This window comes from Blastopirellula sp. J2-11 (assembly GCF_024584705.1).
In the GTDB taxonomy this organism is placed as follows: domain Bacteria; phylum Planctomycetota; class Planctomycetia; order Pirellulales; family Pirellulaceae; genus Blastopirellula.
Genome location: NZ_CP097384.1, coordinates 1,894,987 through 1,910,762, shown reverse-complemented (window position 1 = coordinate 1,910,762; position 15,776 = coordinate 1,894,987). Strand labels below are relative to the sequence as shown.

General features: G+C 56.1%; 11 protein-coding genes. 3 read left to right on the top strand and 8 right to left on the bottom strand.

From position 1 onward, the window contains the following. Window positions 1-15 precede the first annotated feature (15 nt). From M4951_RS07870 to M4951_RS07855, 4 genes are all read right to left on the bottom strand, one after another. Window positions 16-663: a DUF1080 domain-containing protein gene (locus tag M4951_RS07870; protein ID WP_262025936.1), complete on the bottom strand. Its 648-nt coding sequence runs from the start codon at window positions 661-663 to the stop codon at window positions 16-18. Between the two features lie 70 nt (window positions 664-733). Then, window positions 734-2,728: an ATP-binding protein gene (locus M4951_RS07865; protein WP_262025935.1), complete on the bottom strand. Its 1,995-nt coding sequence runs from the start codon at window positions 2,726-2,728 to the stop codon at window positions 734-736. A gap of 202 nt (window positions 2,729-2,930) precedes the next feature. Continuing rightward, the gene (locus tag M4951_RS07860; protein ID WP_262025934.1) at window positions 2,931-4,898 is read right to left on the bottom strand and encodes a chloride channel protein; all 1,968 of its coding nucleotides are present in this window, start codon (window positions 4,896-4,898) and stop codon (window positions 2,931-2,933) included. A gap of 179 nt (window positions 4,899-5,077) precedes the next feature. Continuing rightward, window positions 5,078-5,641 (bottom strand): hypothetical protein, encoded by a 564-nt coding sequence (locus tag M4951_RS07855; protein ID WP_262025933.1) that lies wholly within the window; start codon window positions 5,639-5,641, stop codon window positions 5,078-5,080. A gap of 265 nt (window positions 5,642-5,906) precedes the next feature. Between M4951_RS07855 and M4951_RS07850 the strand changes: the two genes are divergently transcribed. Further along, complete coding sequence (locus M4951_RS07850; RefSeq protein ID WP_262025932.1) at window positions 5,907-6,290, top strand: GlsB/YeaQ/YmgE family stress response membrane protein; 384 nt, start codon at window positions 5,907-5,909, stop codon at window positions 6,288-6,290. A 183-nt stretch (window positions 6,291-6,473) separates the two neighbouring features. Here the strand turns inward: M4951_RS07850 and M4951_RS07845 are convergent, their stop codons facing one another. Next, on the bottom strand, window positions 6,474-6,812 hold the full coding sequence (locus tag M4951_RS07845) for a P-II family nitrogen regulator (RefSeq protein WP_262025931.1): 339 nt from the start codon (window positions 6,810-6,812) through the stop codon (window positions 6,474-6,476). An 894-nt stretch (window positions 6,813-7,706) separates the two neighbouring features. On the opposite strand from M4951_RS07845, the gene M4951_RS07840 reads away from it, so the two are divergent. Together M4951_RS07840 and M4951_RS07835 are read left to right on the top strand one after the other, a co-directional pair. After that, the gene (locus tag M4951_RS07840) at window positions 7,707-8,141 is read left to right on the top strand and encodes a SufE family protein (protein WP_262025930.1); all 435 of its coding nucleotides are present in this window, start codon (window positions 7,707-7,709) and stop codon (window positions 8,139-8,141) included. A gap of 112 nt (window positions 8,142-8,253) precedes the next feature. Next, a complete protein-coding gene (locus M4951_RS07835) occupies window positions 8,254-9,243 on the top strand; it encodes a DUF1080 domain-containing protein (RefSeq protein ID WP_262025929.1) in 990 nt (329 codons plus the stop codon). Between the two features lie 65 nt (window positions 9,244-9,308). On the opposite strand, the gene M4951_RS07830 is transcribed toward M4951_RS07835, so the two are convergent. From M4951_RS07830 to M4951_RS07820, 3 genes are all read right to left on the bottom strand, one after another. Then, complete coding sequence (locus tag M4951_RS07830) at window positions 9,309-10,001, bottom strand: lysophospholipid acyltransferase family protein (RefSeq protein ID WP_262025928.1); 693 nt, start codon at window positions 9,999-10,001, stop codon at window positions 9,309-9,311. A gap of 253 nt (window positions 10,002-10,254) precedes the next feature. Then, complete coding sequence (locus M4951_RS07825) at window positions 10,255-12,225, bottom strand: prolyl oligopeptidase family serine peptidase (protein ID WP_262025927.1); 1,971 nt, start codon at window positions 12,223-12,225, stop codon at window positions 10,255-10,257. A gap of 580 nt (window positions 12,226-12,805) precedes the next feature. Next, window positions 12,806-14,848, bottom strand: coding sequence for a hypothetical protein (locus M4951_RS07820; RefSeq protein WP_262025926.1), 2,043 nt, complete (start codon window positions 14,846-14,848; stop codon window positions 12,806-12,808). Window positions 14,849-15,776: the final 928 nt, after the last annotated feature.

Here is a 15,776-nt window from a genome sequence, read left to right as displayed (position 1 = left end):
ATCCTAGGGGCCAAACTATTTCAGCTTCTTCAATTCCAGGTTCCGCAGCGCCGCCGACGTGTTCCACGTTGCGATCCCCAACGGACGCATCGGCTCTTGTTCCCACCAGATGCTGAATTTCGCACCGGCTGTTTTCACGTTGAAAATCGAATCGCCATCGATCCAGGCGGTGATGCTCTCTGGCGTCACGCGCAAACGTATTTTGTACCACTGATCGTTTTTGAACTCTTGATACCCGGTCGCGCCATTTTCGATCGCGCTCAGATCATCGACATTCGACAATCCGGTTACTCCGCCTCCCCAGCCGCCGATCACCATCGTGCAATATTCGTCGTTGATTGGAAAAGTGAGCCCGCAGAAAAAATCGGAGCCGTCGGTCCGCTTCGCTTCGAGCGAGATCTCGTAGTTCATTCGCGGCGGTTGGTCAGTGCGGAAGATTCCGGCGCCAGAATCCCCTTTCTTTATCAGGATCTCCCCCTCTTTGACAGTCACCGCGCCATGCTTGTCAAAGTTGCCTTTGTCGGCGATTTTCCAGCCGGACAATGACTTGCCGTCAAACAGCTTCTCCACAGCAGGTTCTTGGGCTTTCGGCTCTTCGGCCTGCAGTGTCAGTGCGATCTGCAAGCAGCAGATTAACGAAAGCGACAATCGGATTTTCGACATGGCGAGTCTCGGCTGCAAACGAAATGTTGGGATTATCGCTTTCCAACATAACCTGCCAACGCCTGCGATCCTAGCCAATCGTCGTCGATGCGTCGGCGCTGAGATTCAACTCGTTTTGCAGACTGCGACCTTCTTCGATCCATGATCGGCTGATCGTGATCAAACGACTACGTTCGACCGGCTTGGCGATGTAGTCGTTACAGCCTGCATCCAGACATTTGGCGCGATCATCGGCCATCGCATGCGCGGTTAAAGCGACGATCGGTTTGCGATAGCCGGCCAATCGCAAAACGCGCGTCGCTTCGTAGCCGTCCATGACCGGCATCTGCATATCCATCAAGATCAGATCAAATCCGCCCCCATCCGCATCCAAAGCGGCTTGCTCCAGGGCGACTTCCATCGCTTGGCGGCCATTTTCGACCACCGTTACGTTGGCGCCAGCGGTGCGCAGCAACAGGTCATAAAGGCGCTGGTTATCAGGACCGTCTTCGGCCAGCAACACGCGTCCGCTGAGACGCGTCGCCGAGAGCTTCTCTTTTTTCCGTTTACCAGCTTGCTTCGCGCTCTCCGCGCTCCGATCGATTGGCAAACGGACCGTAAATTGCGATCCAGCGCCTGCTTCACTGCGAACGGAGATATCGCCCCCCAACATCTGCGACAGCTTTTGGCAGATCGCCAATCCCAGACCAGCGCCATCATGCTCACGCGTGCAAGAGTTGTCCGCCTGACGAAAGGGTTGATAGATCGAACTGAGCATTTCCGCCGGGATGCCGCAGCCGGTATCGCGGACGTTCAGCTCCAAGTCTCCGTCGGCGACGCGAACCGCGACTCCGATTTCGCCGGTGTCGGTAAACTTCACGGCGTTGGTCACCAATCGCCACAAGATCTGACGTACGCAGACGGGATCGGTGAGGATCATTTCCGGAATCTGATCAGATACGTCCACGACGAATCGCAGCCCTTTGTCATCGGCCAACTCGCGAAACGATTCAAACGTGCTCTTCAAAAATTCGTAGGCAGGCGTCGGCATCGCGCTGACTTCCAACTTGCCCGATTCAATCCGCGAGAACTCTAAAATATCGCCGATCAGTTGCAGTAGATGCTGACCATTGCGGCGGATCGTATCGATCGCTTCCAACGACTCGGTCGTGACGGCATGATCTTCCATGATTTCGGAGTAACCCAAAATCGCCGCCAGCGGCGTCCGCAGCTCATGGCTCATATTCGTCAGAAACTCGGCCTTCACGCGAACGGCCGATTCGGCGGCGCGTTTGGCGCGCTGCAAAGCGAACTCCGCTTCTTTACGCGCGGTGATGTCGGTCGATGCTCCGAGGATCTGCTTGCGGTCAGCGTCATTTTCGGCCACGCAACCGCTGGAGAGATACCAACGGTATCCGCCGTCGCCGCGGCGAATGCGATGTTCAACGACAAAGCGATCCGAACGTCCTGAAAAATGAGCGTCTGCCGCGTCTAGCGTCGCTCGCCGATCGTCGGGATGGATTCGTTCTATCCATTGCGCAAGATTACTCGGCAGATCCTCATGCGCAATGCTCAGCATGTCTTGAAAGTGATCGGCCAGATAAAAGAAATTGCAGGGGCGATCCCAACGCCACAGACCGACATTTCCTTCGGCGACCGCTACTCGATACCAACGCTCGCGATGTCGCAACTTATCGGCGGTCATTCGCCGCTCGACGCACCGCATCACCATCAGTTCGATCGCAGCGGCGGAAAGATGCAAAGTCGGCGCAAATTCATCGGCGCCGCTCGACCATGCTTCCAGTTCGACTTCGCCTGATTTTTCGTCACCGACGACGATAACGACCGCCTGAGGAAGACGTTGCCGCACGCGACGAAGTTCCGACATTTCTTCTCGCAGCGGATGCGTGCGATCGATCAAGAACAAACAGATCTCGACCGGCTGATCGCCGATCATCGAATCCGCGTCGGCAACGGCCTGAAATCGCCACTCTACCGATTGGCTGCGACTTAGCTCACTCGATACCGCCGCAATCAAATCAGGATTGCGACACACAATGAGCGTTGTGAATCGTTCGTTTTTCATGTTCTGCCCCTGGGACGATCGTTGCTACGATCTAACCCTATAAGTAGGGAAAATTCCCGACCTGGAGAGACACTAGGTCAGAAAACAGCCCCTGGGGGGAGTTGAGCCGTAAGGTGAACCGATTTCGCGTCCGCTACCCGAGAATTACCGATTGGGTTGTAACGATTAGGGGGCTGGCGAACGGCGGACCCGCAGCGCTGCTCTAGTGGCGCGAAAGCATCGCTTCGCGGTAGCGGCTCATCACGTCGGCTCGCAGCAGCAGACCGATTAGCTGCCGCCGCCCCCCTTCCCCGATCTCGACCGGCAACGTGTCGACATCGCGCGATCCAAAATCGCGCAGCGCCTCAAGCAGATTCTCTTCTGGCGAGACCGAGATCGGCATCATCAGCGCAATATCGTCTGCATTCACCAAATAGGGGGAGACGTCGGTATCCATGACGCGATGCAAGTCTTCGGGACGAATGATTCCGATCAATCGATTGTCGTCATCCATGACCGGCAGGCTTTCGATGTGCGGATTTTGCCGCGCCACCTTGATGATCTGCACCAGGTTGTCCGTATTTTTTACGGTGGGAAAGCGGCGGATCATCACATCCCGCACTTTGATATGCTCGGCTCCATGCAAGTCATGGCTCCGCGCGATCGACTCGCCGCTGCGCGCCAGACGCTTGGAGTAGATATTTTCAGGATCGCTAAACCAGGCGACAACGCTAGAGATGCAAGCGGCTCCCATGATCGGCAAAATAATGTGATAGTCGCCGGTTAACTCGTAGACAATCAGAATCGCGCTGAGCACTCCATGCGTTGTGCCGGCGACCACGGCGCCCATGCCAACTAGCGCATACGCGCCAGGGCTGGCGCACATGTCGGGCGCAATTAAGTTGCAAACGATTCCATAGGCGCCCCCCAGCGTCGCTCCCAAGAAGAGCGAAGGGGCGAAGATGCCGCCGGCGCCGCCGCCGCCCAACGTCAAACTAGTGCAGATCGGCTTCAGCAGGATCAAGGGAACCAGCCACCAGAGGTGAGCGATCATCTCTTCACGACTGAGCGGCACTACTTTCGTGCTGGTGATGTCGACGTTCTGACGACGAACCGGCATCGGCTTTTCGGCGTTTTGCAGATGCAGCGAGTGCTCGACGGTGTCGTAGCCAACGCCGTAGAGCGCCGGTCCGCGTGGATGATGCCCTTCTTCGCGCATTTCTTCGGCAAGCGAATCCGACTCGTTCGCAGATTCTTCGGCGGAGATCGTCGGAGGCGCGGGATAAACGACAAAGTAGCCGGCGCCGATAACGCCGACCAAGGTTCCGCAGACCAGCGCCCTCATCCACCACTTGGGCGTCCAAGTTTTCGCGATATCTTCCGTCCAATACAGCAAGCACACAAAGCCGATCGAAGCGAATCCACAGATAATGCCCAGCAAAAAGTAAGAGGGCAGCTCGATCCAATTGCCTGCATACTCGTGTGAAATCTGGGGAAAAGCGACATTCACGCCGTGTTCGCCCACTTGCTTTTGCACCACCGCAGCAAGCACCGCGGCGATGACGATCGGGGTCAGACTTTCGACGGCGAAACTGCCGAGGATGATTTCGCACGAGAAAATCACGCCGGCGATCGGCGCATTAAAAGCGGCGCTAATGCCAGCGGCGGCGCCAGCGGCGACCAACGTACGCAGGTTGCGTGACGACAAGCGAAAAAACTGACCAGCGGCGCTAGCGATCGAGGAACCGATCAGAACCATCGGACCTTCAGGCCCCACCGAACCGCCGACGCCGATACAGACGGCCGACGAAAAGACCTTGGCCAACGACCAAAAGGGACGGATCACGCCATCCTTGCGAGCGACCGATTTGATCACCTCGGGTACGGCCTGACCTTCGAGCCGAAGATAGCGCGTAAACCAAGCGACAAACAGAATTCCCATCGCCGGCGACGCAGCAAGAGCGACGTAGCCCCAGATGGTGAACTCGCTCCAGGCGACGAAACGCAGGACCGTCAGTTCGCGAATGATCTCAAACAGATAAGCGAATAAGACCGAGCCGTAACCGGTGAGGACGCCAGCAATCGCCGCCAAAACAATCGTCAACGGCGCTGCAGGGATCGTTCCGCGCCGAAGGCGTTGGAAGATCCAGCCGAACGCCTCTGGATAGATCTTTTTGATCCGGTCGTGCATGGACGGACTGATGGAGGTTTACGGCAAAGAGTTCTAGCCTAGCACGGAAAAATCCCTCGTAAAGGGCGTTCAGATGGACCACAAGTTCAAAAAAAGAGCCGCGAAACAATTTGTTCCGCGGCTCTTGATTTTAAACTCAATCGCCTTGAATCTAATTTCAGGCGTCTGACGTCGGAGATTTACTCCAAGATTTTCTTCGAGTCCGAGACGATCGTCGAGATCTGCTCTTTCGACGGGTTCGCCGCATACGCGTGATTTACTTTCACGCCCTCGGCATTCCACATCATGACGCTGACCTTGGCGTCTTTCGAGACGTTGTAAGGGCTCGGACCTTTGCTGTCTTTGAACACGGTCAGCGGGGTCTCTTCGATCTTGTTGGCGGCGGCGACCTTTTCTAGTTCGCTTTTGCAATCCGCCGGAGCGTCGCTCAGCAGAACCACGAAGGCCGACAGCTTCTGATCTGAGTTCTTGGCGACCGCTTCGTCAATCTGCTTCACCAGACTTTGGACGCTGGCGTCCATTTCGCGGGCGAAAATCGCGATCGTCGGGCGTCCGCCGTAACGGCAACGATAGCAAAGGGTCTCACCCTTGGCCGGGCCAGTGACATCTTCGACATAGAACGCAGCCGGTTGAGCGCCCATATCAAGGCCCGACTTTACTTCTTCCGCTTCAGCGGCCATCAGATTGTGAGCCGACAGGCCCAAGCAGAGAGCCAACGCGAGTCCAAATACGAGCTTCTTCATGCGGTTACTCCAGTAACGGGGGATCAACAAAGGAAGGGAGAATCAAAAGATTTCCCTCTTGAGTGTGACGGTGGGAAACAGCGGCGTTTACGTTGGCCTTGAGGAGGCCCTTCTCTAACAAACGCTGTGATAGACCTATTGTGGCGGGAAGTCGGGGACAAATCCGTGAATTTTCCTACATCGAGAAAACTTTACCAAGATCGTTGGCCGATTCCAACTAAAAACCCCCACCACTTCGGTGCTAGCGAATACGGAGCAAATGACTATGGATGGCGATTTTACGGCCCAGATTCAGCATTGGTGCGAAATTGTATTGATGTGGGTCGGATTTGGAACGGTAACGGGGCTACTCGCCAAAGCAATCATGCCCGGGCGCGACCCAGGCGGCCCTATCGCTACTCTGGCGATGGGTGTTGGCGGCTCCATCATCGGCTGCGCCGTTTTGGCCTATTTCTATGACGGAGAGCGGGTTTCGCCGATTAGCCCGCTCGGTTTTGCGGTCGCCGTGGCTGGCGCCTTCGTCATATTGACGTTTTACCGCTTGCTGGCGGGACGCATGATCGACGAAGGAGGCGCCTCTCACCGAGTACGGGGCCCAAGCTTCTTTCGTTCGCGCCGCCGACGATACGTCGATCAAGAGACCGAATAGCGGTCGCACTTCGCACGCGGGCCCAGCTTGAAGCTGCATAGTTCGAAGATTTGGCCGTAAGAAAACGAAAAAAACCGCTTTGGTATCGGCCAAAGCGGTTTCGAGAGATTCGCAATCTCAAGCCGGTGATCGACTAACCAGGAGAGCGTTTTGAAGGGTTCCCTGGCACTGAAATCAGGCGACCTAAATCGCGGCTGAACCAGATTCGGCGGTCCGAATGCGGATCACGTCGGTCAATTCACTGACAAAAATCTTGCCGTCGCCGATCTGACCCGACTGTGCTTTTTCGATGATGGTGTCGACAATCTCTTGGAATTGTTCGTCGGTAGCGACGATTTCGATCTTGATCTTCGGGACGAAATCGATCGAGTACTCGGCGCCTCGATAGGTTTCGGTCTGCCCCTTCTGGCGACCAAAGCCCTGAACTTCGATTGCGGTCATCCCGCCAAATCCCTTGCTGACCAAGGCATCTTTAATCTCATCCAGCTTGTGATGACGGACAACCGCTTCAATTTTCTTCATGGACGAACATCTCCGTATTCTGACGTGACGTGGAACGGGCGCTATAGGACATTCGCCCTTCGCAACGCCCAAATCTGCATTACCGACACCAACTGTCATCTGCGTTGGGCAGACGAGAGAGACTGTTGGACAACCAGCGCAGACCGTAAAAACGGACTCCCGCAAGACTTGAGCGTCTTGCCCCACGAGATGCAATCATTATGCCAAACAAAGAAAAGAGACCATCGTCAACTTGCAACCCCTTTTACAAGCAAGAGTTACGAACATCATTCCAATCGCGAATAGTACAAAGATTGCCGGCGAAATCAGCAGTAATCGGCGCAACACGCGCGAAATGCATGCACAGAAATGAAAAAGACTTGCGCCATTGAGGGGCGCGCAAAAAAAACGGCCGAGGCCAAAGAGACCTAGATCTCCTCAGCCTCGACCGCCGTTCCCAACAGCCCCGTCGTCAGGAACAACACCCCATCATGCTTTGGGTAAACGAGGTCATGCCTCGTAGTGGATCAATGTTTGACTCTCTGTTGATTAAGAGAGCGATGCGTTGCCCAGTTCCCGGCTCACTCCCGCATCCTGCAGAGTGAATGGAGAAATGGACCACGCTTCTACAAAGTTGTGCCGAAAACGTTGTTGCGACAAATCGATAACCATCCTGGTCGATCCTGATCTGTCGAAATAACTTCGACTCTTCTTCGCTGCGTAACGGTAATTGCATTCAGCGTGCCGAAACCGCAGAACTTGCCACAATTGTACGAAAATCGCCTGTTTCGCCCTATTATTTCCGCATCGCGTCAGAAACCGCCGCGAATTTCTAGGAAGCCGGTTGCCTAAAATGAATGCAACTGCCCATGATGAAAGCACTGCTATTTATTCTTGAGAGAGAGATAGGCAAGCGTGACTGATATTCCGACACTTACGGCCGCTGAACTCGTCGAAGAATTTGAGTTTTATGACGATCCGATGGATCGTTTCCAATATCTGATCGAGCTCGGCAGGCAGATGCCGCCGCTTGACGACGCCTACAAAGTCGAAGCCTTCCGCGTGCAAGGCTGCCAGAGCCAAGTCTGGCTCGTACCACAGGCTAGCCAGGACGGCGGCCAACTCTATTTCCTCGGCGATAGTGACGCCCAGATCGTCAAAGGCCTGGTCGCTCTGTTGGCGATGCTCCTTTCCTATAAGACGTCCGAGGAGATTCTGGCGTACGATTTAGAATCCCTCTTCGATCAGATCGGCTTGGCCCAGACGATTACCCCCTCGCGGGCCAACGGCTTTTACAACATGGTGCAACGGATTCGGGACCTCGCGGCCGCGGCCCAAAACAACGCATAGTTTCGCCAATCGTGGTAACTCGTTGAGTTGCGTCCCCTTTCCCGTCAGGGCACAATAGGCGTTTCTGTTCCCAAAGTTTTCACCCATTTCCATCGCCCCCAGAGACCACTCCATGAAATTCAACTTCACTCGCTTGGCGCTGGCCAGCCTGATCTCGCTGGCGACCATTGGCCATGCGTATGCCGCCGATGACACGCCGACCTATACCAATCCCAAAGAAGCTGGCGTCGACTACCAGATCCAAGGCGAATACGTCGGAACCTTGACGATGGATGGCCAGGATGTGCCGCTGGGCGTGCAAGTGATCGCGCTGGGCGACGGTCAGTTTCGCGGCGTCGGTTATCCCGGCGGACTCCCCGGCGACGGCTGGTCGCGCGGCATGGAAATGCACTCGGCCGAAGGAAAGCTGGAAGATGGCGTCGTCACCATGGAAGGGGATCACGCGAAGATCACCATCACCGACGGCGTGATCACGGTCTTCTCCACCGCCGGTGACAAGATCGGCTCGCTGAAGAAAACGGTTCGTAAGAGCCCGACGCTGGGCGCCAAGCCGCCGAAAGGGGCGACTGTGTTGTTTGACGGAACCAGCGCCGACGCTTTTGAAAACGGCAAGATCGTGCAAGACGATCTGCTGCTGGCCGATTGTTACACCAAAGAAAAGCTGGGCGATCATACGCTGCACATTGAATTCATGACCCCGTTCAAGCCCGCCGCTCGCGGTCAGGCCCGCGGCAACAGCGGCGTTTACATGCAAGGTCGCTACGAGCTGCAAGTGCTTGATTCGTTCGGCCTGGAAGGGGAAAACAACGAGTGCGGCGGCATCTACAAGATCTCAGAGCCGAAAGTCAACATGTGCTTTCCGCCGCTCACCTGGCAAACCTACGACATTGACTTCACCGCCGCCAAGTACAACGACGCTGGCGAGAAGACCACCAACGCTCGGGCGACAATCAAGCAGAACGGCGTCGTGATTCATGACGATCTCGAACTGCCGGAGCACACCCCGGGGCGCGAACAAGAAGCGAACAGTCCGGCGGCGTTGTATCTGCAAGGCCACGGCAACCCGGTCGTTTACAAAAATATCTGGGTCATCCAAAAGTAAGGCCGCCTGGGCGTTACCAGCGATTCCCATCAAGAACGCCGGCGATCTGGATCGTCGGCGTTTTTTTATGCCGCGATCTCATCGCTGGCCGCTTCTTCCACCACAACCGTCGGCGCTTCGGCCGGATCATGCTCCGCTTCCAGCGCGTTCAGCGAAGCTTCGATGCGGCGACGATAGTCTTCCAGCGACTCCTCTTCGTTCGGACGGACCGGCTCTGCAAAGTAGCCATGCACGCGGCAGAACGGCTGCGGAATCTGGAGACGATCCCAGGTCTTCGACAAAATCCAGCGCCGCTCCGGCACCGCGACCATGTTGATCACCATGGCGCCTGTCTTTTTCGAGAGGGCCGCGACCCCTTTGTGAACGCGATTCCGGGGTCCGCGTGGTCCATCCACCGCCAGGTAAGCCGGCTTTCCGCTGTTGACATGCTCGATCAACCCGGCCAGCGCCTCGCGCCCCCCTTTGGTTTGACCACGCGTTCGATTCGAACCACGGATCGGCGTGACGCCCATCAAACGCAAGGTCGGTACGATCAGTTCTCCGTCTAGCGACTGCGAAACCATCGCAGCGGTCCCTGCTTCGCCTCCCATTGCGGCCGCGACCTGGTGAGCATGCAGCACCGAATAGACGTACGGAACGCCAGCGGCTCGTAGAGCGGGTCGTGGGTCGTTATGCAAACGAACGCGACAAGTCCATCGCAACAGCAAAACGACGATCGCCGCCAACCAGGCGATGGTCCAATTCAAAATGTATTTCACGGCCTTCGGCTCTTCCGCACGACAGATGGACTTAGGACGTCCGATTTGCAGCCATCAGTCGGCCAGTGGATCGCGACGAACAGAACGCACACGGCTTGCCTGCCTGACAAACGCGTCTACGTTCGGCGGTCTGCCGCAGCGCCGGCTCGCCGTGATTGCCCACGCCATCGGTATCGCTGGGCGCTAAGGGGCAATCGAGAGAACGGGAGTTTACCTAGCAACTGGCGAAAGGGTCAATGCGACCGCTGGCCAATTATTCGGAGTCTGTCTTCGGGCGCACCTGCCAGGCTTCATCAAAGAAGTCCGCAGCCACCACTTTGCCAGGCGTCAATCCATTGGGGGGAGTCGTGATATCGATAATCGCCCAATCAGGCAATTGCGGGTTCTGCCGAGAATTGCTGCTATCATCCGTCTCACGGAAAGTGGGACCGCTATTCAGCACCAGATACTTCTGCGGATTTTGGGGGTTGGGATAAATCAGCAGCGGCACATGGACATCGGCCGAAAATTGACGCCCTGCAAGCGTCACTTGCTTCGCGTCCCATGTGAGCGGCAGCTTCTCCATCGACTCACGAATCAGGCGATTCGTTTGCGGAGTTCCCCACGCGATGATGTGATACTTGGCGATGTCGGCCGGCGTCACCTGATCATCATATTTCCAGCGCGGCTTACCCCGGAAGAGCGCCTGCCAACGATCGTCAAAATGGGCGATTTCAAACTCTAGCCATTGCTGCAGTCGCGCGTTGCTCGACTTCTCGCGCGGCACGACCACCATAAATGGTTCCAGAAAAACGTCGTCGATCGGTCCTTGCAAGCCTGACAGTTTCGCCAATTTCCCGGCGTCGGCAGCAGGAGCGGCGAACGTCCACTCGCCAGCTTGTTTCAGCAGCGAAAGCGGAGCATCGTCCGCAGGAGGAGTTTCTACGCTCAGCTTTTGGCCATCGATCTCCACAACAAAGCTGGCCGGGATCTTTTGCAAGTGCAGCGCCAACGCGGCGATGTTTTTGGTGGTGAGCGTCACCGAGTCGGGCCACGCGACTTGGGCGTCGATCCGCGAATCTCGCCAGTGCTCGTCCAAACGCAAAGCTTCGATCCAATGAACGCGCGGATAGCGCAGCGTTTGGGTCTGCAGCGAGACTTCGGTCGGCGTCCGATTCAAACCGGCGTCGCGAAACTCCTTCATCTTCGCGAGCAGCACTTTCAGCGTTTCCGGTTCATATTTGTGCGCCGTTTGGGGACCGATCAAATGGGGCAACGTCCGACCTTCGGCGGCGTACGCTGCTTCCATCACCCGCGCCGCTTGAATTTGCTTGTCGATTTCGCCGCTATAGGCGATGACCGGCAGATTGAACAGATTGCGCACGTAGTCAGGCACGTCGTAGCATCCCCACAGTTTTTGCGTGTAGCTCGGCGGATAGTTCTCTGGCTTCAGCTTTTGATAACGAGCGGTCTCGGCGAATCCAGCGCCAGGGCTCATCGCGACCCAATGATCGGCGTAGTGAGCGCCCACATGCCATACGCCGGCTCCTCCCATCGAAAAGCCCATCAGGACGATTCGATCGGGATCAATCGAATAGCGCTGTTTGACATCTTCGATCGCGTCCAAGATATCGATCTCGCCGGCCGACTTAAATCCAATGCACTGCCGACCAAACGGATGCAGCGTGATTGCGTCATCCGGCGCGACATAACCTTTGTTGCGCTGACGACCGTGGATGAAGTAGAGATCCGTTTCTTTATCGCCGCGACCATGCAGCCAAACGTACAACGGAACGGGTTTCGACAGATCCAGATCTGCCGGAATATGCAAACCATACGGCTGCGGCGAATTGTCGATCGTGCTGCGATAACCGCGCACCAACAAACCATCAGCCGTCGTCCACGCCGGCGCGCCTGCTTCGATTTGGGCGATCCGCTTTTCGGCGGAGTCGAGCGCCGCACGAGCGACCTCCACATCTTTCGGCTTGTAGAACTCCCCGTTTCGCAGCGCGAGCGAAACCGCTTTCAAATAGATCTCGGCGTCAATCGACAACGGATTGTTTTCGACTGTCTTCAGCTTCTTTTGCAGTTGCTCTAAACGGGTCGTTAGTTCCGTCTTTGTTTTGGCGTCAATTTCCATTCCCAGCGGCGGCAAGATCCGTTGGATCGCGGGGATTGAATCCTCGGCTAAGGAAGTGGAAACAAACGACAAGACGAAACAAACAGCCCAGACGTAGCGCATCATTTTTTGGCGAACGGGTTGGATAGGAAGGGGGATAGGAAGCAGACGAAGAAGGAGATATTGACGCATGGAAAACACCCATCAACAACAACCCATGGTAGTCAAAATGCGGCAAGCATGCGATTGCGCTGGGCCGCGATGAAACCAGCCCTTATTGCACGACTCTTACCGCCTACCGTCCGGTTCCTAAAGACCGTCCAACCAATTCTCAAACCGGCTACCCAAACTGCCTAGTTTCGTCGTACCCGCCCCAACGAGCGCTGGGCGGCCCAGGTAGTTTGTCCAGAACGGACCGAGTTACGTCCGCAACAAAATGCAACATCCTCTTGCGGAATAGTCCCCCGACAACCGCAAGGCGACGCTCCGTCCCTCTCAGCGTCGACCAGAGGCCAAACCGATTTTAAAGGAGTAGCTGGGAGACCATTAGCGCCGGAGCGATACAGACAGAGACTGAATACTTCGAGCGCCACTGGCCGAAGCCAGCCTGGTAGCGACTGGCTTGATCGTAACTCGGGTTGCTCCACCCACCTATGTGACCGTCAATGAAATCATGGAGTCCGCGCGTTATCGGGATCGTACTCCATTACTTCGACAGCAAAGGCAATCCCTTGATGGTGTTTTGCAATCCGCCGACGGTTCCGCCGACCGTGCTACCGACTCCATTTAACCCTCCTCCCACGGCGCCGCCGACTCCACTTAAGCCGCCGCCTAGGCCTCGCACGGTGCTGGATAATCCGCCTGCTCCGCCGAGCGAAGAAGCTTTGAACGAGGTCTGCGATCGAAGGGAGCCCAACGTGCTTTGCTGAAGATGGATAGTTTGGTTCAGTTTGGTGCTCTTAAGCGAATTCTGCAGCAATCCAGATGCTCCTGCCGACAGCGTCGCAGTTCCCTCAAGCTTGCCTAGTTGGGGTCGAAGAGATTTTCCTGAAGAGTGGTGAATATCTCCGAGCACATTTGCGACGAGTCGCCGCGATAGCGCAGATGTTTGCACTGCGGCATGCTCGGTGGAAGTCAGCAGTAATCGCTTTGTTGCAGCGGCGTTAACCGGCGGTCGCCATTCTCTATGGCTTTCATAAAAATGCTCCCACCCGGCCAGTCGACGCTCAAAGTCAACATTGCCAAGTCTATGTATCTTCTGATATTGCCCCAACAAGGTTCCTTCAGCGAGCCCGGCTTTTCTCCAAGCGATTAGTCCCAACGATTTTCCGGTCTCGCCATAATAATCGCCGAAATAGAATCGGTCATTGGCGCGATCGACGAATAGATGCAGTAACAGATTACGAATCAAAATCGGCTCGGTGAGCGTGATGGAGACCGTGTTTGGTTGCGACATCGAAAGGGTTGAAGCGTCAATCGGCGCAAATAATATGCCGCGATCTTCCAGCAAATAGTCGAGATGGCGCACGGTCTTCACAACGCCAGTAGCTGTAGCGACTCTTGCGACCGGGGCAATAATCTCATGTGGTCCCTGTTCCGCTAAGGATTTTATCTCGCCGGTAACCTTCCAGTAGCCGGCTGTCCGAATGAATCCATTTTCCGAGCTCAGCCAGCTTCCAGCGACCCATTCCATCCCCTGGGGCGCGCGTCGCAAAACGCCGGTCACCCACACAAATTTTTGTTCAACAGGCTCAAACGACCAGTACCCCGGTATAAACGAGAGCCCATCGTCAATCTCATTCACGATTTCACGAACAGATGGCGGCGGAGTGATCGGCGCCATCTCTCCATAAAGGACATCACCGAGAAGGGGACGAGCGAAGGCTTCATGTAACGAACCTCGAAATCGCGATGCCTCTGATGTCGCTGCCACGATTTCGTTCAGATTCGCTTGCGATGATCGATTGATTCCCGCGTTCACATCGACCAGGCGTCCCGTAGGCCGATTGTTCGCGGAGTTATTCAGACCTGCATTCACGCCAACCAATGGTCGTCCGCCGTCATTCGCGCCGCTGCTCGATTGATTGATTCCCGCATTCACATCGACCAAGCGTCCCGTGGGCCGATTGTTCGCGGAGTTATTCAGACCTGCATTCACGCCCACCAATCGTCGTCCGCCGTCATTCGCGCCGCTGCCCGATTGATTGATTCCCGCATTCACATCGACCAGGCGTTCCGTGAGCCGATTGTTGGCGGAGTTATCGATACCTGCGTTCACGCCAACCAATGGTCGTCCGCCGTCATTCGCGCCGCTGCTCGATTGATTGATTCCCGCATTCACATCGACCAAGCGTCCCGTGGGCCGATTGTTGGCGGAGTTATTCAGACCTGCATTCACGCCCACCAATGGTCGTCCGCCGTCATTCGCGCCGCTGCCCGATTGATTGATTCCCGCATTCACATCGACCAAGCGTCCCGTGGGCCGATTGTTCGCGGAGTTATTCAGACCTGCATTCACGCCAACCAATGGTCGTCCGCCGTCATTCGCGCCGCTGCCCGATTGATTGATTCCCGCGTTCACATCGACCAGGCGTCCCGTGGGCCGATTGTTCGCGGAGTTATTCAGACCTGCATTCACACCCACCAATGGTCGTCCGCCGTCATTCGCGCCGCTGCTCGATTGATTGATTCCCGCATTCACATCGGCTAATTGGGCTGTCGATCGATCGTTAATTTGGTCGCCACTCATAATGGACGCACGACTAAGGGGACGAATGGTTGTTTCACTCTGCGTCGGACTTCCACTCTGCGTCGAACTTCCACTCTGCGTCGGACTTCCACTCTGCGTCGGACTTCCACTCTGCGTCGAACTTCCACTCTGCGTCGAACTTCCACCCTGCGTCGAACTTCCACCCTGCGTCTGGTTACCGCGGGGGCCTGGGCTGTCACCTCCTGTTGCTGACCCCTGACCGATCGGAGTGTTCGTTGGACCCGCGTTGCCGCTGCGTGACGATGGGCTCGGAGAATTTCTCGGAGAGGCTTGACTCGCTGAGGATCTCTGATTCTCGTTAGGAGCCTGATTGTCCGTGACGACGTCGTCGGTTTTTGAATCGTCATTACCGCTTGGGGTTCCAGCATTTGGAGTATTGGATGATTCCGTTGCGACTTGGCGTTCGCTGGAACGTTGATCGTCACGACTCGAATTATCGGCGAATGACTGGCCCTTGGACGAACCATCATCGGCGGAAGTCGACCGACTACCCGAGGGGGTCTGACCATCGTTGGCGTTTCGTCGATTTGATCGATTCTCGCCCGAGGACTGCCGCGATGAATCGCGATCACCGGCACTCGTCGACGAATCCATCCCAGCTGTTCCAGCTTGGCCCTCTGAGGCGTCAGGATCACTGGAATTCACGCCACGCTGATTCGTTGAATTGCGGTCGCCCGCTTGACTTGCGTTTTCTTCCATTTCGGACTGCGGCATCTCTCGATCGCTGAAATACTCGCCTTCATTCACCCGCACTTGTAAGGCGACCTCATCTCGTTTGTCGGACAAAGTGCGAACTTCCACCGGTGCTCCAGCCGATAATTCGCTCATTTTATGACGCGGATGAAGTTCATCGACGACGAGAAATGCAGCGATATCGTGCACGACGAAAGAACGCCTTTGGGCGACT

Coding starts and splice junctions, on each gene's coding strand:
- M4951_RS07835 (WP_262025929.1), top strand. CDS start 8,254: ATGAAATTCAACTTCACTCGCTTGGCGCTGGCCAGCCTGATCTCGCTG.
- M4951_RS07850 (WP_262025932.1), top strand. CDS start 5,907: ATGGATGGCGATTTTACGGCCCAGATTCAGCATTGGTGCGAAATTGTA.
- M4951_RS07820 (WP_262025926.1), bottom strand. CDS start 14,848: ATGAGTGGCGACCAAATTAACGATCGATCGACAGCCCAATTAGCCGAT.
- M4951_RS07855 (WP_262025933.1), bottom strand. CDS start 5,641: ATGAAGAAGCTCGTATTTGGACTCGCGTTGGCTCTCTGCTTGGGCCTG.
- M4951_RS07860 (WP_262025934.1), bottom strand. CDS start 4,898: ATGCACGACCGGATCAAAAAGATCTATCCAGAGGCGTTCGGCTGGATC.
- M4951_RS07865 (WP_262025935.1), bottom strand. CDS start 2,728: ATGAAAAACGAACGATTCACAACGCTCATTGTGTGTCGCAATCCTGAT.
- M4951_RS07870 (WP_262025936.1), bottom strand. CDS start 663: ATGTCGAAAATCCGATTGTCGCTTTCGTTAATCTGCTGCTTGCAGATC.
- M4951_RS07825 (WP_262025927.1), bottom strand. CDS start 12,225: ATGATGCGCTACGTCTGGGCTGTTTGTTTCGTCTTGTCGTTTGTTTCC.
- M4951_RS07845 (WP_262025931.1), bottom strand. CDS start 6,812: ATGAAGAAAATTGAAGCGGTTGTCCGTCATCACAAGCTGGATGAGATT.